This window comes from Janibacter sp. UYMM211 (assembly GCF_040547045.1).
In the GTDB taxonomy this organism is placed as follows: domain Bacteria; phylum Actinomycetota; class Actinomycetes; order Actinomycetales; family Dermatophilaceae; genus Marihabitans; species Marihabitans melonis.
The window spans coordinates 1-25,069 of record NZ_JBEPOY010000005.1 but is presented as its reverse complement, the minus strand read 5'-3'; the positions used below and the strand labels follow the sequence as shown (position 1 = coordinate 25,069).

Genomic DNA, 25,069 nt, shown 5'->3' with positions numbered 1-25,069 from the left:
CCTCCGCGTCGTGGGGCGGCAAGGGCGGGGAGCGCTTCGTAGACTCACCGGCATGCGTGCCCCCCTCGCCCTGCTCGCCGTGCCCGCCCTCGCCCTCGCGCTCGCCTCGTGCGGCTCCGACGAGCCCGAGAACCCCACCGGGGTGAGCCAGAGCGGCGAGGCGGTCGAGTGCCCGCCCGCCGAGGGGGTCGAGACGCCGGTGCAGACCTTCGAGCAGGCGCCGCCGATGTGCATCGACGAGTCGAAGACCTACACCGCGGTGATGACGACCGACGTCGGCGACGTCACCTTCGCGCTCGACGCGAAGAAGGCGCCGAAGACCGTCAACAACTTCGTCGTGCTCTCGCGGTACGGCTACTACGACGGCGTGCCCTTCCACCGCGTCATCCCCGGCTTCATGATCCAGGGCGGCGACCCGACCGGGCAGGGTAACGGCGGCCCGGGCTACGAGTTCGAGGACGAGCTGCCGGCGGCCGGCGAGTACGAGATCGGCTCGCTCGCGATGGCCAACGCCGGCCCGGACACCAACGGCTCGCAGTTCTTCGTCGTCACCGGCGACTCCGGTGTCGCGCTGCCGCCGGACTACTCGCTCTTCGGCAAGGTCACGAGCGGCATGGAGACCGTCCGCGAGATCGAGGAGGACGGCAGCCCCGACGGCTCCCCGGGCGAGGAGCACACGATCGACTCGATCACCATCACCGAGAAGTAGCCCCGGGGTGGACGACGTCGTCGCCGAGCGCGTCCTGCGCGCCGTCGAGCTCGTCCCGCCGGGCCGGGTCGTCAGCTACGGAGACCTCGGCGAGCTCGTCGGGCGCGGCCCGCGGCTCGTCGGCCGGGTGATGAGCACGTACGGCAGCGATGTCGCGTGGTGGCGGGTCGTCAACGCCTCCGGCGAGCACGTCCCGCACCTGCGGGTGGCAGCCTTCGAGCGGTGGGCCGACGAGGGGATCGCCGTGAAGCCCAACGGCCGCGGCTGCCGCATCGCCGACTACCGCGCCGATCTCGAGGCGCTCGCGAGCGCCCACGCCGCGGCCTGCGCCGACCTCCCCGCGATCTGACCCCTTCGCGCTCCCGCCCCTCGCCCCCTTCGCGCTCCCGCGAGGTATGGAGATCGGTCGGGATCCCCCGGGGGTCGCCGACCGATCGCCATACCTCGGCGAAGGGGGAGGACCTCGGCGAAGGGGGAGCGGCCTCAGCCCTCCGCGGCGTCGAGCTCGGCGGCGAGCTCGGCCCAGCGCACGCTCAGGGCGTTGAGCTCGGCCATGATCTCCTCCTTGCGCCGGGGCGCGTGGGCGAAGAGGGCCTCGTCGAGGGGCGTGATGCACTCACGGCTGCGCGCGAGCTCGGCCTCGCCGAGCGCGGTGATCTGCACGACCTTGCGCCGGGCGTCGATCGGCGAGCGGGTGCGCACGATGAGCGAGCGGCGCTCGAGGCGACGGGCGACGTCGACCATCGTCGAGGCGTCGAGAGCCGCCGCCGAGCCCACCGACGCCTGGTCGGACCCGTCGTGCTCGTCGAGCACCGCGAGCACGGCGAACTGCGGCCCGGTGAGGCCGGTGTCGACCATGCGCGACCACGCCGCGGTGTAGCTCTGGTAGAGCTTGCGGATGACGAAACCGGGGGCGTCGCCCAGCCGGTCGGGCGTCTGCGCCCGTCGTACGTCGGTGCTGCCCCTGCTCACCCGGTCCCTCTCGTCACGCGCCGTCGACGGCGTCGAGCGCCTCCGACAGGACCTGGTCGGCCCCCTGCGCATTGTCCCAGAAGACCATGTGACCGGCCTGCGGGACGACGTGCACGGACGCGCACGGGTTCGCCGCCTCGACCTCGGCCATGGCCTCCTCGGGCACGACCGGGCTGTCGGCGCCGCGGACGAAGGCGACCGGTGCGGGCACCTGCGGCCACCACGAGAAGAAGTCCTCGCTCTCGAAGCCGTCGTGCGTCGCGCCGATGGCCTCCGGGTCGCAGGAGCCCAGCCAGCGCGCCCGGATCTCCTGCTCGCGGCGCGGCCAGCTCGGCCACGACGCCGCGACCTCGTCGGCGTCGGTGCCGCGCAGGGCCTGCTCGACCTGGCCCATGAAGGCGGCGCGGGTCGTCGGGTACGGGGCGCGTCCGGGGCCGGACAGGGGCGGGTCGACGGCGACGACGCCGCCGTGGGCGACCCTGCCGCGGGCCGCGACGAGGGTGACGATGCGGGCGCCCATCGAGTGGCCGACGAGCACGGCGCCCTCGCCGGGCACGAGGGTCTCGACCACCCCTTCGAGGTCCTGCGCGTAGTCGGTCATCGTGTAGCCGCCGCCGGACTGCGACAGCCCGCGGCCGCGCACGTCGGTGACGAGGACGCGCCGGGTCGCGCACAGGTCGCGGGCGACGAGGTCCATGCCGATCGCGGGCATCGAGATGCCCGGCACGAGGACGACGGGCGCGAGCGTGGAGCCGGCCGGGCCCGGGTAGTCCAGGACGTGCAGGCCCACCTCGCCCTCCACCCAGCGGCTGGTCGCGCCGGTCCCGGGGAGGTCGGCGAGGGCGGTGAGGGTGACGGTGCGGGTCATGCGGGTGCTCCTTGCCCGGGCGTGCCGGAGAGGTAGTCCAGGGCGTCGTCGAGGTCGACTACGTCGCCGTACTTGGCCTGGATGTCGAAGAGGTTGGCGTCGTGCGGGCCCTGGGCGCGGTCGCCGACGGCCTGCCGCGGGACGAGGACCGAGAAGCCGTCCTGGACGGCGTCGACGGCGGAGGCGCGCACGCACCCGCTCGTCGTCGCGCCCGTGAGGACGACGGTGTCGCAGCCCGCCGAGCGCAGCAGCGCGGCGAGCGTCGTGCCGTGGAAGCCCGAGGCGCCCTTCTTGTCGACGACGACGTCGCGCTCGGGGTCGACGCTCAGGCGCGGGTCGATGTCGACGGCCTCGCTGCCCTCGAGCATCGCCCGCATGCCGGCCGCCTTCGTCAGCCAGGCGATCGCACCGGGGCGCACCTCGGCCGGGCTGTAGACGATCCGGGTCCAGATGACGGGGTGGCCCTGACGGTGGGCGACGTCGACGAGCCGCTGCGTCGCGGCGACGACGTCGGTGAGGTCGGCGCCGGCGTCGAAGCCGGGCTCGGTGAAGCCGCGGGTGAGGTCGATGACGACGAGCGCGGGGCGCGGGCCCCGCACGACGCTGCCGCCCCAGCCGGCGCGGTCGTACGTCGCGAGGGTCGACGCGTCGTGGACGTCCTGCTCGGCCATGCTCATCCCCTCCGTCCGAAGGCCCGGGTGAGGATCCAGCCCTCGACGCACCCCGCGACGAAGGTCGCGGCGAGGACGAGACGGCGGCGGGCGGCGTCGTCGCCGACCGCCGTCGGGCGGTGCGCGGCAGGCGAAGGGGGAGCCCCCGCCGTCGCGGGCGCCGCGGTGCTCGCGCCGGCGGGTGCCACCGCAGCCGCCGGGGCGTCGCCCTGCTCGAGCAGGGCGGCCATGTTCGTCGCGAACTGGCCGAGGATCTTGTTGCTCACCGAGGCGATCGCGCCCTTGCCGAACTGGACGAACTTGCCGCGGATGTTGAGGTCGGTGGTGATCGTCAGCAGCGACCCCTCGGGGTGCTCGACGACCGCGAGGCGCACGTCGGCCTCGGCGTCGCCGTTGCCCTTGACGTCCGAGCCGCGCCCGACGAGGTGCATGGTGCGGGCCGCCTCGTCGACCTCGACGAAGCGCAGCACCCCCTCGAAGGACGCGCCGATCGGCCCGACCCGCAGGCCGACCCGGCCGCGGTAGGCGTCGTCGCCCTCGCGTCCGAGCAGCTCGGCCCCGGGCAGGCACGAGGCCACCCGCTCGACGTCGTTGATGAGGTCGAAGACCTCCTGGGGGCCCGCGGCGACGAGCGCCTCGTTGTCGATCTTCATGCGTGCGCTCCTTCGGTGACGGCCGGCTCGTCGCCCCGGCGCTGCCGGGCGACCTGCTCGACCGCGTCGACGATGGTCTCGTAGCCGGTGCAGCGGCACAGGTTCGCGGAGACGAGCTCGCGGACCTCCTCGCGCTCGCTGCTCTCCAGGTGGGGGATGCCGCCCTCGGCGAGCATGAGCATCCCCGGGGTGCAGAAGCCGCACTGCAGCGAGTGGCACGCGGTGAAGGCCTGCTGCAGGTCGTTCAGCCCGCTCTCCTGCGCGAGCGACTCGACGGTGCGGATCTCGCTGCCGTCGGCCATGACGCCGAGGACGAGGCACGAGCGGGTCGGCTCGCCGTCGACGAGGACCGTGCACGCGCCGCAGATGCCGTGCTCGCACGCGACGTGCGTGCCGGTGGCGCCCACGCGGTGCCGGATGACGTCGACGAGGGTCTCGCGGGCCTCGACGAGCAGCTCGTGCTCCTCGCCGTTGACGGTCAGCTCGATGAGATGCCGGTCGCTCATCGGGTACCTCCTGTGATGGCCGCGTGCACCGCACGCGGGGTGATCGGGGTCCGGCCCAGCAGGGCGCCGGTGGGACGAAGGGCGTCGTTGACCGCGCCGAGGACCGCGGCCGGGGCGCCGATGGTGCCGCCCTCGCCCGCCCCCTTCGCGCCGGTCTCGTTGTAGATGCACGGGGTCTCGAGGTGGGCGATGCGGATGTCGGGGGTCTCCATCGCCGTCGGGACGCAGTAGTCCATGAAGCTCGCGCACGACGGCTCGCCGTTCGCGTCGTAGGTGATCTCCTCGTAGAGCGCGCCGGCGATGCCCTGGGCGATGCCACCGCGGGCCTGGCCCTCGACGACCTGCGGGTTGATCGCGACGCCGCAGTCCTCGACGCAGAAGTAGCGCAGGATGCGCACCGCGCCGCTCACGGGGTCGAGCTCGACGACCGCCGCCTGGGTGGCGTTGGAGAAGGTGCCGTCGTTCGTCACGTCGAAGGACGCGGTCGCGTGCAGGCCGGGGCTCACCCCCTTCGGCAGGCGGTGCGCCTGGAGGTAGGCGACGTCGGCGATCTCCTCGTAGGTGACGCCCTCCTCGGGCTCGTCGCGGCGGCGGACCGCGCCGTCGCGCAGCTCGAGGTTGTCGACGTTCGTCTCGAGCAGGTGCGCCGCGATCTCGACGAGGTCCTCGCCGAGGGCGCGCGACGCGAGCTGCACCGCGCTGCCGCCGATGACCGCCGAGCGCGAGGCGAAGGTGCCGAAGCCGTAGGTGATCCGGTCGGTGTCGCCCTGGTGGAGCTTGACCCGCTCGACGTCGACCTTGAGGGTGTCCGCGACGATCTGGGCCATCGTCGTCTCGTGGCTCTGCCCGTGGTTCATCGTGCCGCTCGTCACGGTGATCGTGCCGTCGAGGTCCATCCGGATGTCGGAGATGTCGAAGCCCGGCACGACCAGCATCTTGCGCGCGGCGAAGGCGGAGGAGCCGTACCCCGTGCGCTCGCTGAAGCAGGAGAAGCCGATGCCGACGTAGCGCCCCTCCTCGCGGGCCTGCGCCTGCCGCTCGAACCAGCCCTCCTCGCGCACCATCTGCTCGCACAGGTCGAGCGACTCGAGGTAGGAGCCCGGGTCGTAGGTGATGGAGTTGATCGAGGTGTACGGGAAGTCGGTGATGAGGTTGCGCCGGCGCACGTCGAGGGGGTCCAGACCGAGCTGGTGGCCCGCCCGGTCCATGATCTGCTCGAGGAGCATGACGTACTGCGGGCGCGAGACGCCGCGGTACGGAGCGGTCGGCGCCTTGTTCGTCGCGACCGCGAGGCCGTGCACGCGGTAGGCGCCGAGCCGGTAGACCCCGGGCATCTCGCCGGAGGCCATGAGCGGCTCGATGCCGGCGGTGAAGGGGTAGCAGGAGTAGGCGCCCATGTCGCAGACGACCTCGACGTCGAGGGCGAGGAACTCGCCGTCCTGCGCGAAGGCGGCACGCGCCGTGTAGTGCTGCTCGCGGGCGAGGAAGGAGGCGGTGAGCGCGTCCTTGCGGTCCTCGACCCACTTCACCGGGCGGCGCAGCCGGCGGGCGGCCGCGGCGACGACCATCTCCTCGCGGCCGACGACGCACTTGATGCCGAAGCCACCGCCCATGTCGGGCACGACGACGCGGACCTGGCGCTCGGGCAGCCCGAGGCTGGCCGCGGTGGCGGTGCGCACGAGGTGCGGCACCTGGGTGGGGGTGTGCAGGACGAGCTGCGACTCGCGCTCGTCCCACTGGGCGAGGGCGGCGCGGGTCTCCATCGGCAGGGCGTTCTGACGGCCGGTGTCGATGGAGATCTCGACGACCTCGGCGGCCCGGGCGAAGGCGTCGTCGACCCCGGGGGTGTCGAAGAGGGAGACGTCGACGAGGACGTTGTCCGGCGCGCCGTCGTGCAGGCGGCGGGCGCCGGGAGCCATCGCCGCGTCGGCCGCGACGATCGCGTCGTAGGTCTCGTACTCGACCCGGGCGGCCTCGACGCCGTCCTCGGCGGCGTACGGGGTCTTCGCGACGACGATCGCGACCGGCTCGCCGATGAAGCGCACGGTGTCGTGGGCGAGGACGGGCATCTCGGTGGGACGGAACTGCTCGATCGGCCGGTCCAGCAGGGCGGTGATCGGCGCCATGACGAGGTCGTCGGCGGCGAAGGCGGCGACCACCCCGGGCACCGCGCGGGTGGCCTCGAGGTCGACGTCGAGGATGCGGCCGAAGGCGACGCGGCTGCGCACGAACTGGGCGTGCAGCTGGCCGGTGAGGTCGATGTCGTCGACGAAGCGGCCCGCGCCCGTGAGCAGCCGGGGGTCCTCGCGCCGGCGCACGGAGGCGCCGATGAAGGCGCCGTCGCGGGTCATCGCCGGGCCACGGCCGTGGGCGCCGTCGTGCGGCGCGTCGTGCTGGTGCTCGGTGCTCATGACTGGCGTGCCTCCTGCACGGCCCGCGTGACCATGCCGGTCACGAGGTCGCGCTGGTAGTCGTCGTCGACCTCGAGGTCGTCGAGGTCATGGGTGACGGCCCGGCGCAGCCGGTCCTCGTCGGCATCGGCCGCGAGGGCCGCCTCGGCCTGCGGGAGCCGGGTCGGGGCGGGGGCGGCCCCGCTGACGACGACGCGGGCGTCCGTCGCGCCGGGGGACGACGGGAGGACGACGCCGGCCGAGGCGAGGGCGAAGTCGCCGTGACGCAGGCCGTGCTCGACGAAGCCGGTCTCCCCCTTCGCCGCGGGGAAGATCACGCGCACGACGATCTCGTCGGGCTCGATCGAGGTCGTGTAGAGGCCGTAGAAGAGCTCGGCGGCGGGGATCTCGCGCTCGCCGGAGGAGCCCTCGACGACGACGCGGGCGCCGAGCAGGACGGCGAGGAGGGGCCACTCGGCCGAGCCGTCGGCGTGGGCGATGCTGCCCCCGACGGTGCCGCGGGTGCGGATCGGCAGGTGGCCGACGTGGCGCATCGTCGTCGCGACGACACGGTGACCACGGCTGCCGCGCACGACGTCGCTCTCGAGGACCGCCTGGTGGGTGACGAGCGCACCGATGTGCAGCTCGTCGCCGACGACCTCGAGGGTGTCGAGCCCGGGGATGCGGGTGATGTCGACGAGGTGCTCGGGGCGGGCGAGGCGGAAGCTCATCATCGGCACGAGCGACTGACCGCCGGCGATGACCTTGGCCTCCTCGCCGAGGCTCGTCAGCAGCGCGACGGCGTCACGCACGCTCGACGCGCGGTGGTAGCTCACGGGTGCGGGCTTCACGGGGCAGCTCCTGGTGGGAGGACGGTGCTGCCGCGCCACGCCCCCGTGGGGGGCGCGGCGCGGCAGCGGGATCAGTCGAGCGCGCCGGCGCGCGCGGGTGCCGGGGCGGCCTCGACGTCCTCGACGACGGCGTCGAGCTCCATCCCCTTGGTCTCAGGACCGAACTTCGCCATGACCGCGACGGCCACGAAGACGGCACCCATGAGGATGAGGAAGGTGTTGACCAGGCCCAGCGTCGGGAAGGCCCAGGCGCTGAAGACGATCGGCGCGAGGCCGGTCGCGATGCGGCTCATCGACGACGCCCAGGCGAAGCCGCTCGCGCGGACCTCGGTGGGGTAGATCTCGGCGATGTAGGCGTAGAGCACCGGGATCGCCACCTGGATGACGAAGCCGAAGATGCCGATGGCGATGAGCGCGGTACCCGGCATGTCGATCGTGTAGCCGATGCCGACGAGGGCGATCGAGCCGAGCGACGCGCTGACGCCGAGCAGCCACTTGCGGCCGGTGATGTCGACGAGGACCGCCGACAGCGCGCAGCCGAAGATGCCGATGGCGCTCATGATCGTCGAGCCGAGGAAGGCGACGGTGAAGGTCGCCCCGGCGTCGCGCAGCAGCGTGGGCAGCCAGCTGAGAGCGGCGTAGTAGACGACCATGATGCTCACGAAGAGCAACCAGGCCATGAAGGTGATCATCGGCAGCTGGCCCCAGATGGTGCGCAGCTGGCGCGACGCGGCGACGACGCCGTTGACCTTCGCCTGGACGACCGGCGGCTTGATCTCGTAGGGCTCGGGGGTGGCCCCGGTCTCGACGACGAGCCGGTCGATGATCTCTCGGGCCTCGGCCTCGCGGCCGACCTTCGCGAGGTAGATCGGTGACTCGGGGATGCCGCGGCGCACCCAGAAGGTGAGCAGGGCGGGCAGCACCATGATGCCGAGCATGACCCGCCAGTTGTGCTCGACGTTCAGCAGGGCCCACGCGGAGAGGCCGGCGAAGGTCGCACCGATCGGCCAGAAGAGGTCGAGGGCGGTGAGGACCTTGCCGCGCACGGCCCTCGGCGAGAACTCGCCGACGATCGCGTAGTCGACGGGGATGCACCCGCCGAGGCCGAAGCCGGCGAGGAAGCGGAAGAGCAGGAAGACGCTGTACGTCGGCGAGAAGGCGCCGAGCACCGAGAAGAGCGCGAAGATCATCAGCGTGATGCTGAAGGCCCGCTTGCGCCCGAGGCGGTCGGCGATGCTGCCCCACGTGATGGCCCCGACGGCCATGCCGATGAGGTTGGCCGTCGCGACGTAGCCGCGCTCACCGGGGGAGAGGTCGAACTCGAGGCCGACGAGCGGGGTCAGGAAGCCGTTGAGCGCGATGTCCCAGGCGTCGAAGAGGTAGCCGAGGCCGCCGATGAGGAAGATCTTCCCCTGGACGTTCCACCTCCAGGGGAGGTCTTGGACGATCTGATCGCCAGTACGCATGCGAATCTCCGTTGGTCGTGTGGCACGGGTGACGTCGAGCCGGGTGGCTCAGCGGCGGAACTGGTAGTGGTAGGACTCCATGTCGGCGTTGTTGAGCGGGCTGCCGCTCCACAACCAGTGGTACGAGACGTCCGACTCGCCGTTGAAGGCCGCGAGCTTCGCGTCGCGCTCCTCCTGCTCGGGACCGTCGGGCAGGTGGTAGAAGTCCTTGTTGCGCAGCGAGGCGTCCTGGACCATCCCGGCGTGCTTCGAGCGTCGCGAGACGTAGCGGGCCAGGGCGGAGGGGATGTCGGCGCGCGAGACCGCGCCGAGCTCCTCGGCGAGGACGGCGGCGTCCTCCATCGCCTGCGAGGCGCCCTGGGCCTGGTAGGGCAGCATCGCGTGGCACGCGTCGCCGAGCAGGGCGACCTGGCCGTCGACCCACAGCGGGTCGCGGCGGCGGTGGTACATCGCCCAGGCGCTGCAGTGCTCGGCCTTCGAGAGCATCGCGGCGACCCGGTCGTCCCAGTCCTGGTACTGCTCGAGCAGCTCGTCGGTCGTCGCGGGGCGCGACCAGCTCTGCGCGATGCCGTCGTCGGCGGGGACGATGGCGACGATGTTGAGCATCTCGCCGCCGCGGATCATGTAGTGCACGAGGTGACGGTCCGGGCCGTACCAGATGGTGCTCTGGAAGCGGTCGACGAGCCAGCGGGTCGCGGGGTCCTCGCGGATCGCGTCGCCGGGGACGAGCACCCGGTAGGCCATCTCGCCGGAGAAGACGAGGGTGTCCTCGCCGCCGATCGCGTCGCGCACGGCCGAGCGGATCCCGTCGGCGCCGACGACGACGTCGCCGGCGACCCGGCGTCCGTCGGCGGTGACGACGACCGGTCGGGCCGGGTCGCTCTGGTCGACCTCACGCACCTCGGCGCTCGTGATGACCTCGACGACGGGGCCGTGACCCTGCGGGTCGACGCAGGCCTCGTGGATGACCTGGTGCAGGTCGGCGCGGTGGTAGTGCCAGTACGGCGCGTTGTACGTGTCCTTGACGTAGGACCCGAGGGCGGTCAGGCCGATGACGCTGCCGTCCTTCCAGCGCCGGCGGACCTGGTCCTGCGGCTCGGTCTTGATGCGCTCGAGCTCGGGCAGCAGCCCCAGACCCATGAGCACCCGGGCGGCGTTGGGGGCGGTCTGGATGCCGGCGCCGACCTCGCCGAGCGCATCGGCGCGCTCGAGGACGGTGACCCTCAGGCCCTGCTGGCGCATGGCGAGGGCGGCGGTGAGCCCGCCGAGACCGCCGCCGACGACGACGACCTCGAGAGATTGGCTCATGGACACGTGGTGCCTCCTGGTGGGGTGGGGAGAATTCTCGACGGGGGGACCGGCGGGACCGGTCGGGGGTGGCGGGTCAGGACTCGACGAGGGTGCCGTCGGCGACGACGGTCGTGTCGTCGAGCGTCACGGTGCAGCCCCGCATGGCGATGTCGAGGTGGGCGTAGGAGTCGCGGTGCAGGACGGGGTGGGGACCCGTGGACCACAGGAAGTTGCCGGCGAAGGCGCGGGCCTCCATGCCCATGACCTCGTGCTTGGCGTACATCGCCTGGGCGAACCAGTCGGCGGTCTTCATCAGGCCCCAGCCCATGTGGGAGAGGTAGCGCGCCCACTTGTCGTCGGAGTCGGCGAAGTAGGTCTCGAGCATGTTCGCGTCGGCACCGCCGCTCACCCGCTCGATGTGACCGCCGGAGACGGTGAGGGTGACCGGCTCGCGGACGTACTCCTTGAAGGGGAGGAGGATGTCGCCCGGCGCGATGACGATCTGGCCGTCGGAGATCTCCGGCCAGCACAGGACCATCGTGCTCGGCCAGTGGTCCCACCGGCCCGGGTCGTCGGTGAAGCCGACCTGGTAGTCGCAGCGCACGTTCGTCAGGTCGACGGTGAGGTCGGTGCCGGCCGCGCTCGTCACGCGCATCCTGCTCGAGTCGTGCACGAGCTGCTGGCCGGAGAGCACGCGGGGCTTGTCGGCGGCGGTGGGCATGTTGCGCACGAGCACGTCTGGGGCGTCGCACACGAAGAGGATCCGGGTGCCGCCCTGGAGGATCTCGTCCTGGATCGGCGCGTGGATGAAGCCCTCGCGGGTGAGGTCGAGGACGAGGTCGGCCTGCTTGAGCAGCTGCTGCGCGACGGTGTCCTGCAGGACCGAGCTGAGACCGGGACCTGCGCCGGTGTGGGTGCTCGGCACCGGGTCGGGGTTGCCGCCGGGCACGGTGGCCGCGATGACGTGGGCGCCGCACGCCTTCGCGGCGGCGAAGGACGCGGCGACGTAGTCCTGGCGGCTCGACGGCTCGGAGAGCACGACGACGTGCTCGCCCGGCTCGAGCTTGCACAGGCGCAGCTCGTCGGTGAAGGCCTGGACGAGGTCTGCGGAGGTCAGCTGGGTCATCGTCTGCATCTCTTTCTCACTCGGCGCTGGGTGGATATGGAGGTCGTTTCTATACGCACTAGTTGGGGCCGTCAAGACCTTCGGCCGAACTTCTCGACGGGCGGTTGTCGCGGGGCGAGGGTCCCCCTTCGCCCCCGAAACGCCCCGGAAACATGGCGGAAATCCGGTGCGCGACAAGGATCTCGACGGGGTCGTCGGCCGTCCGCGAGGCACGGTAGACCGGTGGTCGAGAGGGCCTTGTCAACGGCAACTAGTACGTGTACGAATGTTTTATGACCACTGCCGCTCAGCCCCTGCCGACGACCTCCGCCACGACCCGCCACATCGGGATGATCGTGCCGAGCTCGAACCTGACGATGGAGACCGAGCTGCCGCAGATCTTCGGGCGACGCGAGCTCGTGCACCCTGAGGACCACTTCGTCTTCCACTCGAGCCGCATGCGGATGAAGCACGTGACGCCCGAGGAGCTCGTGAAGATGAACGCGCAGACCGAGCGCGCCTCGCTCGAGCTCGCCGACGCGCGTCCCGACGTCGTCGCCTCGGCCTGCCTCGTCGCGATCATGGCGCAGGGTGCGGGCTACCACTGCACCGCCGAGGACCAGATGCGCGCCGCCCTCGACAGCGAAGGGGTGAGCGCCCCCGTCATCAGCAGCGCGGGCGCCCTCCTGCGCGCGCTCACCGCGCTCGGCGCGCGCAAGGTCGTCATGGTGACGCCGTACATGAAGCCGCTGACCCAGCTCGTCGCCGACTACGTCGTCGACGCGGGCTTCGAGGTCCTCGACACCCTCTCGCTCGAGGTCTCCGACAACCTCGAGGTCGCCCGCCTCGACCCCGCCGACCTCACCGAGCACTGGAAGCGGCTCGACGCCCAGGCCCTCGAGGACGCCGACGCGCTCGTGCTCTCGGCCTGCGTGCAGATGCCCTCGCTGCCGGCGATCCAGGCCGTCGAGGACGCCTACGGCAAGCCCGTCATCTCCGCCGCGACCGCGACCGCGTGGTCGATCCTCACCGACCTCGGCCTGCCCACCGAGTCGCCCGATGCCGGGAGCCTGCTCAGCGGTCGCTACTGAGCCGGCAGCTCGGGCTAGCCTGCGAGGACCGCCGAGGCCGTGACGAAGGGAGCCCGCCGTGCGTGACGTCCTCGACGACCTCGTCGAGAGCTGGCGAGCCGGCCGCACCGTCGGTCTGGCCACCCTCGTCGAGACCTGGCGCTCTGCGCCGCGGCAGCCCGGCGCGGCGATGCTCGTCGACGAGGGCCGCGCCGTGGGCTCGGTCTCCGGCGGCTGCGTCGAGGGCGCGGTCTACGAGCTCGCCCAGGAGGTCGCGACCGCCGGCATCCCGCAGCTCGTCCGCTACGGCGTGAGCGACGGCGACGCGCTCGAGGTGGGTCTCACCTGCGGCGGCACGCTCGAGCTCTTCGTGCAGCCCGTCTCGCGCGACCTCTTCCCCGAGCTCGGCGCGATCGCGCAGGACATCCGCTCCGGTCGCCCGGTCGCCGTGGCGACCGTCGTCGAGCACACCGACGCCGCCTTCGTCGGGCGACGTGTCGTCGTGCACCCGGGGTCGGACGAGCGCGAGGAGGTCGACGCCGCGGGCTTCCCGGGCGGTCGCCGCGGGCTCGACGCCGTGACCGACGACGCGCGGGGCCTGCTCGCGCAGGGCACCCCGGAGCTGCTCACCTACGGCACGTCGGGGGAGCGGCGCGGCGAGGGGATGCGGGTCTTCGTCGAGGTCTTCGCGCCCCGGCCCCGGCTCGTCGTCTTCGGGGCGATCGACTTCGCCTCGGCGATGGTGCGTCAGGGGCGTCTGCTCGGCTACCACGTGACGGTCTGCGACGCGCGGCCCACCTTCGCCACCGCCGCCCGGCTGCCCGGCGCCGACGAGGTCGTCGTGCGCTGGCCTCACCAGTACCTGCGCGAGGAGGCCGAGGCCGGGCGCATCGACCGGCGCACCGCGCTCACGGTGCTCACGCACGACCCGAAGTTCGACATCCCGCTGCTCGAGGTGGCCCTGCGGCTCGACGTCGCCTTCGTCGGGGCGATGGGATCGCGGCGCACGCACGAGGAGCGCGAGGCCCAGCTGCGAGCCGCCGGGGTCACCGAGGCCGAGCTCGCGCGGCTCAGCTCGCCGATCGGCCTCGACCTCGGGGCGCGGACCCCGGAGGAGACCGCGGTCTCGATCGCGGCCGAGATCATCGCCCTCCAGTGGGGCGGTGCGGGCACCCGCCTGTCCCACCGCGACGGCCCGATCCACCACCCCCACGCCTGACCCCCTTCGCCCCTGCCCCCTCACCACCCCGCCCGCCGAGGTATGGCAATCGGTTGGGATCCGACGCGGATCCCGACCGATTGCCATACCTCGGCGAAGGGGGAAAGCGGCGGCGGGTGCGGGAGAGGAGGGCGAAGGGGTGATCCGCCGGGCCGGGGGGCTCAGCCCTTCGTGTGGCTCATCCGCTCCAGGCCGGCAGCGGCGAGGGCGCCGACGACGAGGACGGCGGCGGGCAGCAGCATCGCCTCGCCGAAGGCCTTCGACAGGGCGTCGGCGACGGCCGGCGGGATCTGCTGGGCCGACGCCCCGGCGCCCTCCATGCTCATGCCCTGACCGGCGCCACCCCCGACGTTGGCCGCGATGCGCGAGCTCATGAGGGCGGCGATGGCCGCGCTGCCGACGACCGAGCCGACCTGGCGGGTCGTGTTGTAGACGCCCGAGCCGGCCCCGGCGAGCTGCACCGGGAGGTTGCGGTTGGCGGTCGTCGCGAGCGGGCCCCAGATCGAGGCGCCGGTCACGCCGACGAAGGTCGAGGTGAGCACGACCGCCCACAGCGGGGCGTTGGCGCGCATGAGCAGGGCGAGGACGACGAGGGTCACCGCGAAGCCGCTCAGCCCGATGGTCGGCAGGATCCGGGGGTGGATGCGGTCGACGAGCTGGCCGACGGGGCGGGCGAGCACGATCGAGGCGATCGCCTGCGGGGCGAGGACGAGCGCCGCCTGCGTGGGGGACAGGCCCCGCACGCTCTGCAGCCACACGAGGAGGGGGAACATCATCGCGGTGATCGCCAGACCCATCGTCGTGATGGCGATGTTCGACAGCGAGAAGTTGCGGTCGCGGAAGAGGCCGAGCGGCACGAGAGGCTCGGGGCGCACGCGGGACTGCCACCAGACGAAGGCGGCGAGGACGACGAGGCCGACGACGACGAGGAGCGGCACCGAGAGGGGCCCGGTGATCGTGCCCCAGTCGTAGCGCTCGCCCTCCTGGACGGCGAAGACGACGGCGAAGAGGCCGACGGCGGACAGCACGACACCGACCCAGTCGAAGGAGTGACCGCGGGTCTCGAGGTCGGGGACGAGCCGCCACGCGGCGACGAGCCCGGCGATGCCGACGGGCACGTTGATGAAGAAGATCCACTCCCAGCCGACGCTGTCGAGCAGGACGCCGCCGAGGAGCGGGCCGACGAGGAAGGCGACGCCGGCGGTCGCGCCCCACAGCGCCATCGCGGAGCCGCGGCGGTCGACGGGGAAGGTGCGGGTGATGACCGACATCGTCTGGGGCGTCATCATGGCCGCGCCGAGGCCCTGGACGACGCGGGCGACGACGAGCGCGGTGATCGACCCGCTGAGCCCGCAGGCGAGCGAGGCGAGGGTGAAGACGACGAGCCCGACGAGGTAGATGCGCTTGGGCCCGAAGCGGTCGCCGAGGCGACCGGTGATGAGCAGCGGCACCGCGTAGGCGAGGAGGTAGGCGCTCGTCACCCACACGACCGACTCGATGTCGGCGCCGAAGTCGGCCATGAGCGCGGGGGTGGCGATGGAGACGATCGAGGCGTCGACGAGGATCATGAAGAAGCCGACGACGAGGGCCCAGAGGGCGGGCCAGGGGTTGTCCGGACCCTGGGCGTTCGTGGAGCTGGTCGGAGCGGGTGCGGGGCGGGCCGTTGTCACCAGATCACGCTACGCCGCACCTCCGACAGCTCACTCCTCCTCGTCCAGGCCGGGCCGCGCCGCCCCGGCGTCCGCGTCCCCGTCGCGAGCCCCCTCGCCCGTCTGCTGAGCCTCCCGGTCGTCGCGCGCCGCGGCGTTGCGTCGCCGACGGCGGTGCTCGCCGACCGCGACGGCGATGCCGAGCAGGAGCGGCCACAGCACCTTCGCGGCGCCGAGGAGCGCGCCCACCCACCCCGGCAGGGTGACGTCCGGCCAGGGCACCGACAGGTCGGGCCAGGGGATCGAGGGCAGGTCGGGCCACGGGATCGAGGGGAGGTCCACGCTCGGCAGGTCGAGGCCCCAGTCCGGGAGGAGGCGCCCGAGGACCGGCAGCAGCGCGGCGAGGAGGAGCGGCACGACGACCTTGCCCGCACCGCCGAGGACGTCGTCGGCGGAGGCGAGCACGGGGTGCCGTACGGCCCACTCCTCCCGGCGGTGCGCCCGGCTCCCCGGCTCGGGGTCGAGGTCGGTGCCCCCGGTCCCGACGAGCGCCCGGGGCAGCGCCGCGGACTTCGCCCCCGCGAAGTGCGTCACCCGGCGCGGGCGCCCGGTCGCGGCGAAACGGGCCTTCATCGCGCCGATCTCCTCGACGAGCTCGTGGTCGTCGGGCACGACGAGCTCGAGGGAGTCCGCGCTGCCGCTGCTCGACGCGACCTCGACGCCGTCGACCGACCACGTCGCGAGGTTGCGGAAGCCGCGCTGCGAGGTGCGCACCTCGTGCCGGCGCCCGTCGATGTCGAGCACCCACACCTGCGGGTCCTCGATGTCGATGTGCGGCGTCTCGTCCGTCGTGTCGGTCACGTCTCGACGGTAGGTGCCCTCCCACCGCGTCGTCCTCAGCCCTCGGGCTGGCGCACCCCCTCCCCAGGTACCCCCTTCGCGGTGCGCCTCCCCGGACCGGCGGCGGAGCCGCCATAGCGTGGCCGGGTCGCGCGGGGGACGCGCGAGACCCGAAGGGGGAGCAGGGATGTACGTCGACGACGACCCGGTCTACAAGAGGCGCCGCCTCGTCGCGCTCGCGGTGGTCATCGCCGTCGTGCTCGGGCTGTGCGCGCTCGGCCGCGTGCTCCTCGGCGGCGACGACGCGGAGCCCGCGGCTGCCGCCACCCCCGTCGCCGCGGCCGCCCCGGCGAAGAAGGCGACGACGGTCGAGCAGGCGGCGCCACCCCTTCGCCCCCAGGAGGAGCAGGGCGAGCCGGCGGGCACCGCTGACACCGAGCTCGTCCGGGTGCAGCGGATCACCGGCGGCCTCACGCCGAAGTCGGTCGTCGCGAGCGGCCAGGGTCTCGTCCTCGCGCAGAACATGATGTACAGCCACACGGTCACCGCCTACCGGCCCGACGGCGCCAGGGTGGCGACGGTCTCCGACACCGTCGAGCTGTCCGACTTCGGGGTGAAGGGCCACCCCGGTCGCAGCAAGGGGGCGCCGGTCGAGGTCGCCTTCAGCCCCGACGGGCGCACCGCGTGGGTGAGCCAGTACTCGATGTACGGCAAGGGCTTCGCCCCCGAGGGCGCCGACTCGTGCACCTCGGGCGCCGGCATCTCCAACAGCTATCTCTACGAGCTCGACACGAGCACCTTCGAGGTGCGGCGGGTCGTCGAGGTCGGCGCGGTGCCGAAGTACGTCGCCGTGACTCCCGACGGCCGCTCGGTCCTCGTGAGCAACTGGTGCTCGATGGACCTCACCGTCGTCGACGCGGCGAAGGCGACGGTGACCCGCACGATCCCCACGGGCGGGCAGCACCCCCGCGGCATCGCGGTGAGCCCGGACAGCACGACGGCCTACGTCGCGATCATGGGCAGCGACCGCACCGTCGCGGTCGACCTCGCGAAGGGGAGCGTGCGCACCCTCGCCGAGACCGGCGACAAGCCGCGCCACGTCGTCATCTCGCCCAAGGGCGACTACCTCTACGTGACGAACAGCGGGGCCGCGACGGTGAGCAAGGTCGAGGTGTCGAGCGGGGAGGTCGTCGCCGAGGCGAAGACCGCGGCCGACCCGCGCTCGACGGCGATCTCGCCGGACGGCGCCGCCCTCTACGTCGTCGAGTACGGCGCGGTGCGGGTCTCGAAGATCCTCACCGCCGACATGGAGCTCGTCGACTCCGAGCCCACCGACGGGCTGCCGATCGGGGTCACCTACGAGCCGACGACCAAGCGGGTCTGGGTGGCGTGCTACTCCGGCTCGATCGTCGTCTACGACGACTCCCGCCGCGGCGCCTGACCTCGCCCTCGTCCCCCTTCGCTCCCCAGTCACAGCTTTCCCGCCCAGGGCGGGAAAGTGCGACCTCGGGAAAGAACATGTCCTTCCCGAGGTCGAATGTTCCCGCCCTGGGCGGGAAAGTGGAGGGGGCGAAGGGGGGTCAGGCGGCGAGGAGCGCGTCGATCTGGTTCATCGCGCCCGCGGTGCCCTCGACGACGCCCATGTCGAGCACCTGCTGGAGCGCCTCGGCGCTCTCGTAGGTCGACACGGTCGTCAGGCGGGTGCCGCCGTCGGTGGCGTCGAAGGTCATCGTCGCGCGCGACACCGGCAGCTCCGGGGCGGGCGTGCCGGCCTCGTCTGTGGCGAAGCCGTCGGCGAAGTCGAAGCGGCGGGGCTCCTCGACGTCTCCGACCTCCCAGTAGCCGTAGTACTTCTCGCCCTCGGGCGAGGTCATGTAGTAGACCATCCGGCCGCCGGGGGTCAGCGAGTGCTCGACGAAGGTCGCGGGGTAGTCCGGCGGGCCCCACACCTGCTCGAGCTGGCGCGGGTCGGCGTAGACCTGCCACACGCGGTCGACGGGGGCGGCGAAGTCGGCGACGACGGTGAGGGTACGACCCTCGACGTCGGGGGTGATGTCGGTGACGGGCATGGTGCTCAGTCCTCTCGGTCCTGCTCGGGTGGGGTGATCGGTGAGACGTCGGTGCTGCCGCGCAGGAGCAGGTCGTCGATCCGGGCGACCCGGCCGCGCCAGACCTGCTCGATCTCGCCGAGCAGCTGACCCACCGAGCGCACGGCCTCGACGTCTCCGCTGGCCATCGCCGTGCGACCTTCGCGTCGCTTGGTGATCAGGCCCGCGCGCTCGAGGACGGCGACGTGCTTCTGCACCGCGGCGAAGGACATGTCGTACTTCTCCGCGAGCGCTGACACCGAGTGCTCCCCGGCCAGCACGCGGCGCAGGATGTCGCGCCGGGTCCGGTCGGCGAGGGCGTGGAACATCGCGTCCGCGCGGTCCTCGTCGTCAGCCACACGTCAAACATACAACCGATCGGTTGTATGTCAAGACCCCGGATGCCGGCATGTGCGCGTGCTGCACCCGGCGCGCGTGCCGGCATCTCGGGCGGGTGCGACCCGTAGCCTTCGGGCATGACGCGCGTCGCGGTGGTGGTCAACCCCTCCAAGACGCGGGCGAAGGGGGTCGCCGACCGGGTCGCCCAGGGGTGCGCCGAGCGCCGGTGGCCCGAGCCCGAGGTGCTCGAGACCACCGTCGACTCGACCGGTCGCGACCAGGCGGCCACGGCCGCCGGCGCCGGGGCCGAGCTCGTCCTCGCATGCGGCGGCGACGGCACCGTGCGCGCCGTCGCCCACGGCCTCGCCGGCACCGGGGTCGCGATGGGGCTGGTGCCCGGCGGCACCGCGAACCTCCTGGCGCACAACCTCGGTCTCGCGACCCGCGACACGGGCCGGGCCGTCGACACGGCCCTCGACGGCCGCCGCCGCCCCCTCGACCTCGGTCTCGCCCGCCTCGGCGAGGACGGGAGCGAGCACCCCTTCGTCGTGCTCGCCGGCATCGGCCACGACGCGGCCACCGTCGCCGACACCCGCGACGACCTCAAGCACCGCATCGGGTGGCCCGCCTACGTCACCCCGGCCGCGCGCCACGCGCTGCGCCGCCCCGTGCCCGTCCGGGTGCGCCTCGACGACGGCCCGGCCCGCGAGGTCGTCGCGTGGAGCGTGCTCGCCGCGAGCTGCGGCCGGGTGCGCGCCGGCGTCCAGATCGCTCCCGGCGCGCTCCTCGACGACGGTCTCCTCGACGTCCTCGAGGTGACCGTCGCCCGCCCGGTCGGCTGGCTCCCGGTGGCGGCGAAGGGGGTCCTCGGCCTGCGCCGGGACGTCCCGGGTCTGCGCACCCGCCGGGCTGCCTCGCTCGAGGTGACCGCGGACCAGCCGCTCCACGTCCAGCTCGACGGGGACATCATGGGCCGGGTCGACCGGCTGCGGGTGCGCGTCGAGCGACGCGCGATCGACGTCGTAGGAGGAGCCCGATGAGCACGGACCTGGTCACCGAGGTGCACGAGCTGCAGGAGGGGTGGACGAGCGCGGCCGACGAGCGCCGGCTCGCCGAGATCTTCACCTCGCTGCACGGCGTCGAGCTCACCGAGCTGAAGAACGCGATCAACCGGCGCGACGACCATCACGACCTCGAGCAGCTGCTCTTCGACGACGTCGACGACGAGGAGATCCGCGGGCGGGTTCTCGCCCATCTCGCGGCCGAGGCGCAGGCCCTCGGCCGGGTCGGCGTCAAGGTGCTCTCGGACATCGACGACACCGTCTTCCCGATGATCCACGAGACGCGCTACCCCCGCGGGCACACCCCGGTGCCGGGGGTCCTCGCCTTCCTCCAGGCGCTCGACGACGGACCGGTCGACAACCCGCTCTCCCGCGGCGACCTCACCTTCGTCACCGCCCGGCCCGAGCTCGCGATGGGTCTCGTCGAGGGCTCGACGAAGGACGCGCTGCGCAAGGCCGGCGTCGTCTCCTCCTCCGTGCTCGCCGGCGAGCTCCTCGGGCTGCGCAGCAAGGACGCGATGGCCGACGTCAAGCTCGCGAACGTCGAGCGCTACCGCCAGGCCTTCCCCGAGTACGGCGTCGTCTTCGTCGGCGACACCGGGCAGGGAGACGTCCTCGTCGGCACCCGGATGCGCGAGGCCTACCCGCAGGACTGCCCCGCCGTCTTCGTCCACGACGTCGTCGCCACGGCGCAGCCCGAGCGCGACCGGCTCGCCGCGCTCGGCGTGCACGTCGTCGACACCTACGTCGGCGCTGCCGGCGTGGCCCAGCGGCTGGGGCTGGTCTCCGACGCGGGGGTCGCCGAGGTCACCGAGCAGGCCCTGGCCGAGCTCGACGAGGTCGCCTGGGAGAGCGCGGAGCAGGAGCGGGACACCCGGGCGCTCTTCGAGCGCGACGTCGCGGGGCTCCTGGGCTGACACCGCCCGCCCCTACGCTGGGCCGATGAGCGAGCACGAGCCGGTCGAGACCTCCGAGGGCGAGCGCAGGGCCGTCGCGGCGATGCTCGCCGCGGGCATCGAGCACGAGGTGACCCGGCACGGCCGGGTGGGCTCGCTCGCCGAGGCCGCTGCCGCCCGCGGGGTGCAGCCCGCCGACATCGTCAAGACCCTCGTCGTGCGCCGGGGCGACGACGACCACCTCTTCGTCCTCGTGCCGGGCGACCGCGAGATCGACTGGCCGCTGCTGCGCGAGCACCTCGGGGTGAGCCGGCTGTCGATGCCCGACGCGGGCACGGCCCGCGACGTCACCGGCTACGAGCGGGGCACGATCACCCCCTTCGGGTCCACGCACGCCTGGCCGGTCGTCGCGGACGCCTCGATCCTGCGGCCCGAGGGGCGCCGTGTGTCCATCGGCGCGGGCGCGCACGGGGTCGCGGCGACCGTCCCCGCAGCCCGTCTCGTCGAGGTCCTCGGGGCCGACGTCGCCGGGGTCACCCGGCCCGCCTGAGCGGCCGCGTCCCGCGCTCGGGGACGCGGCAGAGGGGGCCGACGACCCCCGGATAGCCTGTGCCGCGTGAGCGACTCGACCCCCACCTCGACCCTGCCCGACCCCACCGCCGTCGCGGTCTCGAGCGAGGTGCGCGAGGCCGTCGCCGCCGGCCGCCCGGTCCTCGCGATGGAGTCGACGATCTTCACCCACGGGCTGCCGCGCCCGCGCAACCTCGAGGTCGCGCTGGCGGCCGAGGAGCAGGTGCGCGCCGCCGGCGTCGTGCCCGCGACGATCGGCGTCGTCGACGGCGTCCCGACGGTCGGCATGAGCACCGCGCAGGTCGAGCGGCTCGCCGGCGAGGACGTCATCAAGGCCTCGGTGCGCGAGCTGCCGATCGCCCGTGCCACCGGTGCGAGCGCCGGCACGACCATCGCGGCGACCGCCTTCCTCGCGCACGCCGCGGGCATCGAGGTCTTCTCCACCGGGGGGCTCGGCGGCGTCCACCACGGGGCGAGCACGACCTTCGACGAGTCCGCCGACCTCGTGACGCTCTCGCGGGTGCCCGTCGTCCTCGTCTCGTCGGGCGCGAAGGCGATCCTCGACATCCCCGCGACGCTCGAGCGCTTCGAGACCCTGTCGGTGCCGGTCGTCGGCTACCGCACCCTGCGCTACCCGGGCTTCTACGTGCACGACTCCGGCTACCCCCTCGCCCAGCAGGTCGACAGCCCCGAGCAGGTCGCGGCGCTCTACCGCGCCTCGCGCGGCCTGGGCCTGCCCGCCTCGGTCCTCGTCGGCAACCCCATCCCCGAGGGCGACAGCCTCGACCCGGTGGCCCTCGACGAGGTCATCGAGCGCGCCTGGGCGGCAGCCGACGACCAGGGCGTGCGCGGCCAGGCGACGACGCCCTTCCTCCTCGACTTCATCCAGCGCGCGACGAAGGGGGAGTCCCTCGACGCCAACGTCGCGCTCTACCGCAACAACGTCGCGCTCGGCTGCGAGGTCGCCACGGCGCTCGCCGCCGGCGTGAGCGGCTGAGCCGCGTGCTCGCTGTCGCGGGCGACCTCGTCCAGGACGTCGTCGTCCTCACCCATGAGCCGCTGCGGCGGGGGAGCGACGTCGCCGCGCAGGTGAGCACGCAGCGGGGTGGGTCGGCGGCCAACGTCGCGGCCTTCGCCGCGGCGAGCGGCACCCCGACCCGCTTCGTCGGGTGCGTCGGCGACGACGTCGCCGGGCGGGCCCTCGTCGCCGAGCTCGCCGGCCACGGGGTCGACGTGCGGGTCCAGGAGCGCGGCACGACCGGTGTCGTCGTCGTCGTCGTCGAGCAGGACGGCGAGCGCACGATGTACCCGAGCCGCGGGGCCAGCGCCCTCGTCGAGAGCGTCGAGCCCGGATGGCTCGACGGCGTCGAGGTCCTGCACCTGCCGCTGTACGGCTTCGACGGGGGGACCACGCCCGACGCGCTCGCCGCGGCCGCGGACACGGTGCGCTCCGCCGGCGGACGGGTCTGCGTCGACCTCTCCTCGACCCTGCTCGTCGACCGCCACGGCGCGGGCTGGGTGCGCGAGGTCCTCGCCCGGGTCGCCCCGACGTGGGTGAGCGCGAACGCCGACGAGGTCCACGCCCTCGGCCTCGACGACCCGGCCTGGCTCGACGCCCACCCCAGCGCCGTCGTCCTCGCCCGGGCCGGTGCCGACCCGACGCGGGTGCTGCGTGCCGGCGCGGACGCGCTCGTCGTGCCCGTCGCCCCCGTCGACGGGGTCGTCGACACGACGGGCGCGGGCGACGCCTTCGCCGCGGGCTTCCTCGGGGCGACGCTCGCCGGGAGCGAGCTCGTCGCCGCCGTCGAGGCCGGGCACGCCCTGGCTCGCCGGGTCGTCACCGCCGCCGGCGCGGTCCTCCCTCCGGCCTGAGGGTCCCCCCCTTCGCCTCGTGACGCGCGGGTACGACGACCGCGGCCGCCCACGAGCTCGGTCGTACCCCGGTCCTGCGGGAGGTGCGGACCGTGCTCGTCCCGTGACGGTCGTCCTACCCGCGGGTCACCCGCCGCGACCTCCTCCTAGGGTGGGCCCGACCCGCCGCCCGCTGACCCGCAGGAGACCCCATGCCCACCACCCTCATCACCGGCGCGAGCTCCGGCCTCGGTGCCGAGATGGCCCGTCAGATGGCGGCGCTCGGCCACGACCTCGCCCTCACCGCCCGCCGCACCGACCGGCTCGACGCGCTGCAGGCCGAGATCACCGCGGCGCACCCGGGTCGCCGGGTCGAGACCTACCCGCTCGACGTCACCGACGACGAGGCGGTGCTCGCGGTGACCCGGCGGGTGCAGGAGGACTTCGGCACGATCGAGCGCTACGTCGTCAACGCCGGGCTCGGCAAGGGCGCGCCGGTCGGCAAGGGCAGCCACTACGCCAACCGCGAGACGCTGACGACGAACGTCCTCGGGGCCTTCGCGCAGGCGGAGGCCGCGATGCAGGTCTTCCGCGAGCAGAAGAGCGGGCACCTCGTCATCATCAGCTCGGTGACCTCGGTGCGCGGCTTCCCGTCGTCGATGACCGCGTACGCGGCGAGCAAGGCGGCCGTCGCGAGCCTCGGCGAGGGCATCCGCAGCGAGATGCTCGGCAAGCCCGACCTCGACATCGACGTCTCCGTCATCTGCCCGGGCTACATCCGCTCGGAGATGAACGACAAGGTCGAGCAGAAGGTCCGCTTCATGGTCGACACCGAGACCGGCGTGCGCTCGATGGTCGCGGCGATCGAGGCGCGTCGGGCGAAGGCCTTCGTCCCCGCCCGCCCGTGGGCCGCGCTCGCCAAGGTCATGCAGGTCGCCCCGCTGCCGGTGGTCCGCAAGCTCATGTGACCGGGGACCCTCGACGCCGTCGTGCGTCGCGGGTCCCCCACCTGCCAGGCTGCGCCCATGAGTGACACGCAGCGCGCGCAGGAGGTCGTCGGGATCAGCGGGGTGAGCATCGCCTCCGAGGACGTCGACGCCACCCGCGAGGCGTGGTGCCGCTTCGCCGGGATCGAGCACTCGCCTGCGCTCGTCGTCGGCGGTGTCGCTGTCGGCGTCGGCCCGACCGTCGGGGGGCCCGAGGGGCTCGCCGCCGTCACCCTCGCGGCCACGGACGTCAGCGAGACGCTCACCCTCATCGGTCGTCGCGGCCTGCCCGTCGACGGGGGCGTCGTCGACGTCGCCGGCACGTCGTGGCGCGTGGCGGGCACGACCGGTCAGGTCGACCTCGACCCCCGCGGCGGGATCGAAGGGGTCGACCACGTCGTCGTCAGCAGCACCGACCCCGACCGGGCTGCGGCGTTGTACGGCGCGCGGCTCGGGCTCGAGCTGCGCCTGGACCGCACGATGCCCGAGCACCGCATGCGCGGCCTGTTCTTCCGCGCGGGCGACTCGGTCGTCGAGGTCGTCACGCGTCTGGACGGCGAGGGCGACGGGGGCGAAGGGGGAGCCGACCGCCTCTCCGGGATCGCCTGGCGCACCCCCGACGTCGCCGCGGTACGCGAGCGGCTGCTCGGTGCCGAGGTCGACGTCTCCGAGGTCCGTCCTGGTCGCAAGCAGGGCACCCTCGTCGCCACCGTCCGCGACCCCGACCTGTGCGTCCCCACCCTCATCGTCGGCCCCGCGTAGGGGTCAGCTGCTGGTCGAGGGTGCGACGGAGGAGCCTCGAGACCACGCGCCGCCGGTCTCCGCCTGTCGGGGGGGGGGGGGGGGGGCCCCCCCCCCCGGGGGGGGGGGGGGGGGGGGGGGCCCGGGGGGGGGGGGGGGGGGGGGGGGGGGGGGGGGGGGGGGGGGGCCCCCCCCCCCCCCCCCCCCGGGGGGGGGTTCCCCCCGCCCGGGGGGGGGGGGTGGGCCCCCCTCGACCCGCGCGCGGCTCGCGACGGGAGC

26 protein-coding genes are annotated in these 25,069 nt (G+C 73.4%); 12 read left to right on the top strand and 14 right to left on the bottom strand.

What is annotated here, in order from left to right; translation table 11 throughout:
- Positions 1-52 precede the first annotated feature (52 nt).
- Complete coding sequence (locus ABIB53_RS13190; RefSeq protein ID WP_354588489.1) at positions 53-709, top strand: peptidylprolyl isomerase; 657 nt, start codon at positions 53-55, stop codon at positions 707-709.
- A 7-nt stretch (positions 710-716) separates the two neighbouring features.
- The gene (locus tag ABIB53_RS13185) at positions 717-1,058 is read left to right on the top strand and encodes an MGMT family protein (protein WP_191564239.1); all 342 of its coding nucleotides are present in this window, start codon (positions 717-719) and stop codon (positions 1,056-1,058) included.
- 134 nt (positions 1,059-1,192) lie between these two features.
- Here the strand turns inward: ABIB53_RS13185 and ABIB53_RS13180 are convergent, their stop codons facing one another.
- From ABIB53_RS13180 to ABIB53_RS13135, 10 genes are all read right to left on the bottom strand, one after another.
- Positions 1,193-1,681 (bottom strand): MarR family winged helix-turn-helix transcriptional regulator, encoded by a 489-nt coding sequence (locus tag ABIB53_RS13180; RefSeq protein ID WP_354588488.1) that lies wholly within the window; start codon positions 1,679-1,681, stop codon positions 1,193-1,195.
- A gap of 13 nt (positions 1,682-1,694) precedes the next feature.
- Positions 1,695-2,549, bottom strand: coding sequence for an alpha/beta fold hydrolase (locus tag ABIB53_RS13175; protein ID WP_354588487.1), 855 nt, complete (start codon positions 2,547-2,549; stop codon positions 1,695-1,697).
- Entirely contained in the window at positions 2,546-3,220 is a 675-nt protein-coding gene (locus ABIB53_RS13170) for an isochorismatase family protein (RefSeq protein ID WP_354588486.1), read from the bottom strand. Before ABIB53_RS13170 ends, ABIB53_RS13175 begins: the two co-directional genes overlap by 4 nt.
- A 2-nt stretch (positions 3,221-3,222) precedes the next feature.
- On the bottom strand, positions 3,223-3,873 hold the full coding sequence (locus ABIB53_RS13165; RefSeq protein ID WP_354588485.1) for an SRPBCC family protein: 651 nt from the start codon (positions 3,871-3,873) through the stop codon (positions 3,223-3,225).
- A complete protein-coding gene (locus ABIB53_RS13160; protein ID WP_201464711.1) occupies positions 3,870-4,379 on the bottom strand; it encodes a (2Fe-2S)-binding protein in 510 nt (169 codons plus the stop codon). The genes ABIB53_RS13165 and ABIB53_RS13160 overlap by 4 nt, the downstream gene beginning before the upstream one ends.
- On the bottom strand, positions 4,376-6,790 hold the full coding sequence (locus ABIB53_RS13155; RefSeq protein WP_354588484.1) for a xanthine dehydrogenase family protein molybdopterin-binding subunit: 2,415 nt from the start codon (positions 6,788-6,790) through the stop codon (positions 4,376-4,378). Before ABIB53_RS13155 ends, ABIB53_RS13160 begins: the two co-directional genes overlap by 4 nt.
- A complete protein-coding gene (locus ABIB53_RS13150) occupies positions 6,787-7,620 on the bottom strand; it encodes an FAD binding domain-containing protein (RefSeq protein ID WP_354588483.1) in 834 nt (277 codons plus the stop codon). Before ABIB53_RS13150 ends, ABIB53_RS13155 begins: the two co-directional genes overlap by 4 nt.
- A gap of 71 nt (positions 7,621-7,691) precedes the next feature.
- Positions 7,692-9,086, bottom strand: coding sequence for an MFS transporter (locus ABIB53_RS13145; protein WP_354588482.1), 1,395 nt, complete (start codon positions 9,084-9,086; stop codon positions 7,692-7,694).
- 48 nt (positions 9,087-9,134) lie between these two features.
- A complete protein-coding gene (locus ABIB53_RS13140) occupies positions 9,135-10,394 on the bottom strand; it encodes an FAD-dependent monooxygenase (protein WP_224766942.1) in 1,260 nt (419 codons plus the stop codon).
- Positions 10,395-10,470: 76 nt separating this feature from the next.
- On the bottom strand, positions 10,471-11,502 hold the full coding sequence (locus tag ABIB53_RS13135) for a 2,5-dihydroxypyridine 5,6-dioxygenase NicX family protein (RefSeq protein WP_354588481.1): 1,032 nt from the start codon (positions 11,500-11,502) through the stop codon (positions 10,471-10,473).
- A gap of 272 nt (positions 11,503-11,774) precedes the next feature.
- On the opposite strand from ABIB53_RS13135, the gene ABIB53_RS13130 reads away from it, so the two are divergent.
- Positions 11,775-12,572: a maleate cis-trans isomerase family protein gene (locus ABIB53_RS13130; protein WP_354588480.1), complete on the top strand. Its 798-nt coding sequence runs from the start codon at positions 11,775-11,777 to the stop codon at positions 12,570-12,572.
- A gap of 58 nt (positions 12,573-12,630) precedes the next feature.
- Positions 12,631-13,770 (top strand): XdhC family protein, encoded by a 1,140-nt coding sequence (locus ABIB53_RS13125; protein ID WP_191565167.1) that lies wholly within the window; start codon positions 12,631-12,633, stop codon positions 13,768-13,770.
- Between the two features lie 161 nt (positions 13,771-13,931).
- Here ABIB53_RS13125 and ABIB53_RS13120 read toward each other — a convergent pair whose 3' ends face one another.
- Both ABIB53_RS13120 and ABIB53_RS13115 read right to left on the bottom strand, forming a co-directional pair.
- Positions 13,932-15,440, bottom strand: coding sequence for a DHA2 family efflux MFS transporter permease subunit (locus ABIB53_RS13120; RefSeq protein ID WP_123092645.1), 1,509 nt, complete (start codon positions 15,438-15,440; stop codon positions 13,932-13,934).
- A 30-nt stretch (positions 15,441-15,470) separates the two neighbouring features.
- Positions 15,471-16,280, bottom strand: coding sequence for a hypothetical protein (locus ABIB53_RS13115; RefSeq protein WP_354588479.1), 810 nt, complete (start codon positions 16,278-16,280; stop codon positions 15,471-15,473).
- A gap of 166 nt (positions 16,281-16,446) precedes the next feature.
- Between ABIB53_RS13115 and ABIB53_RS13110 the strand changes: the two genes are divergently transcribed.
- The gene (locus ABIB53_RS13110; RefSeq protein WP_354588478.1) at positions 16,447-17,700 is read left to right on the top strand and encodes a YVTN family beta-propeller repeat protein; all 1,254 of its coding nucleotides are present in this window, start codon (positions 16,447-16,449) and stop codon (positions 17,698-17,700) included.
- Positions 17,701-17,839: 139 nt separating this feature from the next.
- Here ABIB53_RS13110 and ABIB53_RS13105 read toward each other — a convergent pair whose 3' ends face one another.
- Positions 17,840-18,328 (bottom strand): SRPBCC family protein, encoded by a 489-nt coding sequence (locus ABIB53_RS13105; protein WP_354588477.1) that lies wholly within the window; start codon positions 18,326-18,328, stop codon positions 17,840-17,842.
- A 5-nt stretch (positions 18,329-18,333) separates the two neighbouring features.
- Positions 18,334-18,675 (bottom strand): ArsR/SmtB family transcription factor, encoded by a 342-nt coding sequence (locus ABIB53_RS13100; RefSeq protein WP_191681145.1) that lies wholly within the window; start codon positions 18,673-18,675, stop codon positions 18,334-18,336.
- Between the two features lie 147 nt (positions 18,676-18,822).
- Here ABIB53_RS13100 and ABIB53_RS13095 point away from each other — a divergent pair, with 147 nt between their 5' ends.
- The 7 genes from ABIB53_RS13095 (at position 18,823) to ABIB53_RS13065 (ending at position 24,811) form a co-directional block, all read left to right on the top strand.
- On the top strand, positions 18,823-19,725 hold the full coding sequence (locus ABIB53_RS13095) for a diacylglycerol/lipid kinase family protein (RefSeq protein ID WP_354588476.1): 903 nt from the start codon (positions 18,823-18,825) through the stop codon (positions 19,723-19,725).
- The gene (locus ABIB53_RS13090; protein ID WP_354588475.1) at positions 19,722-20,663 is read left to right on the top strand and encodes a phosphatase domain-containing protein; all 942 of its coding nucleotides are present in this window, start codon (positions 19,722-19,724) and stop codon (positions 20,661-20,663) included. Before ABIB53_RS13095 ends, ABIB53_RS13090 begins: the two co-directional genes overlap by 4 nt.
- Positions 20,664-20,688: 25 nt before the next feature.
- Complete coding sequence (locus ABIB53_RS13085; protein WP_229300159.1) at positions 20,689-21,192, top strand: aminoacyl-tRNA deacylase; 504 nt, start codon at positions 20,689-20,691, stop codon at positions 21,190-21,192.
- A 66-nt stretch (positions 21,193-21,258) separates the two neighbouring features.
- Positions 21,259-22,209, top strand: a complete 951-nt coding sequence (locus ABIB53_RS13080; RefSeq protein ID WP_232311763.1) for a pseudouridine-5'-phosphate glycosidase — start codon at positions 21,259-21,261, stop codon at positions 22,207-22,209.
- Between the two features lie 5 nt (positions 22,210-22,214).
- Complete coding sequence (locus ABIB53_RS13075; RefSeq protein ID WP_354588474.1) at positions 22,215-23,084, top strand: carbohydrate kinase family protein; 870 nt, start codon at positions 22,215-22,217, stop codon at positions 23,082-23,084.
- A gap of 191 nt (positions 23,085-23,275) precedes the next feature.
- Positions 23,276-24,031: an SDR family oxidoreductase gene (locus ABIB53_RS13070; protein ID WP_354588473.1), complete on the top strand. Its 756-nt coding sequence runs from the start codon at positions 23,276-23,278 to the stop codon at positions 24,029-24,031.
- 57 nt (positions 24,032-24,088) lie between these two features.
- Positions 24,089-24,811, top strand: a complete 723-nt coding sequence (locus ABIB53_RS13065) for a VOC family protein (protein WP_354588472.1) — start codon at positions 24,089-24,091, stop codon at positions 24,809-24,811.
- The last annotated feature ends 258 nt before the right edge of the window (positions 24,812-25,069 follow it).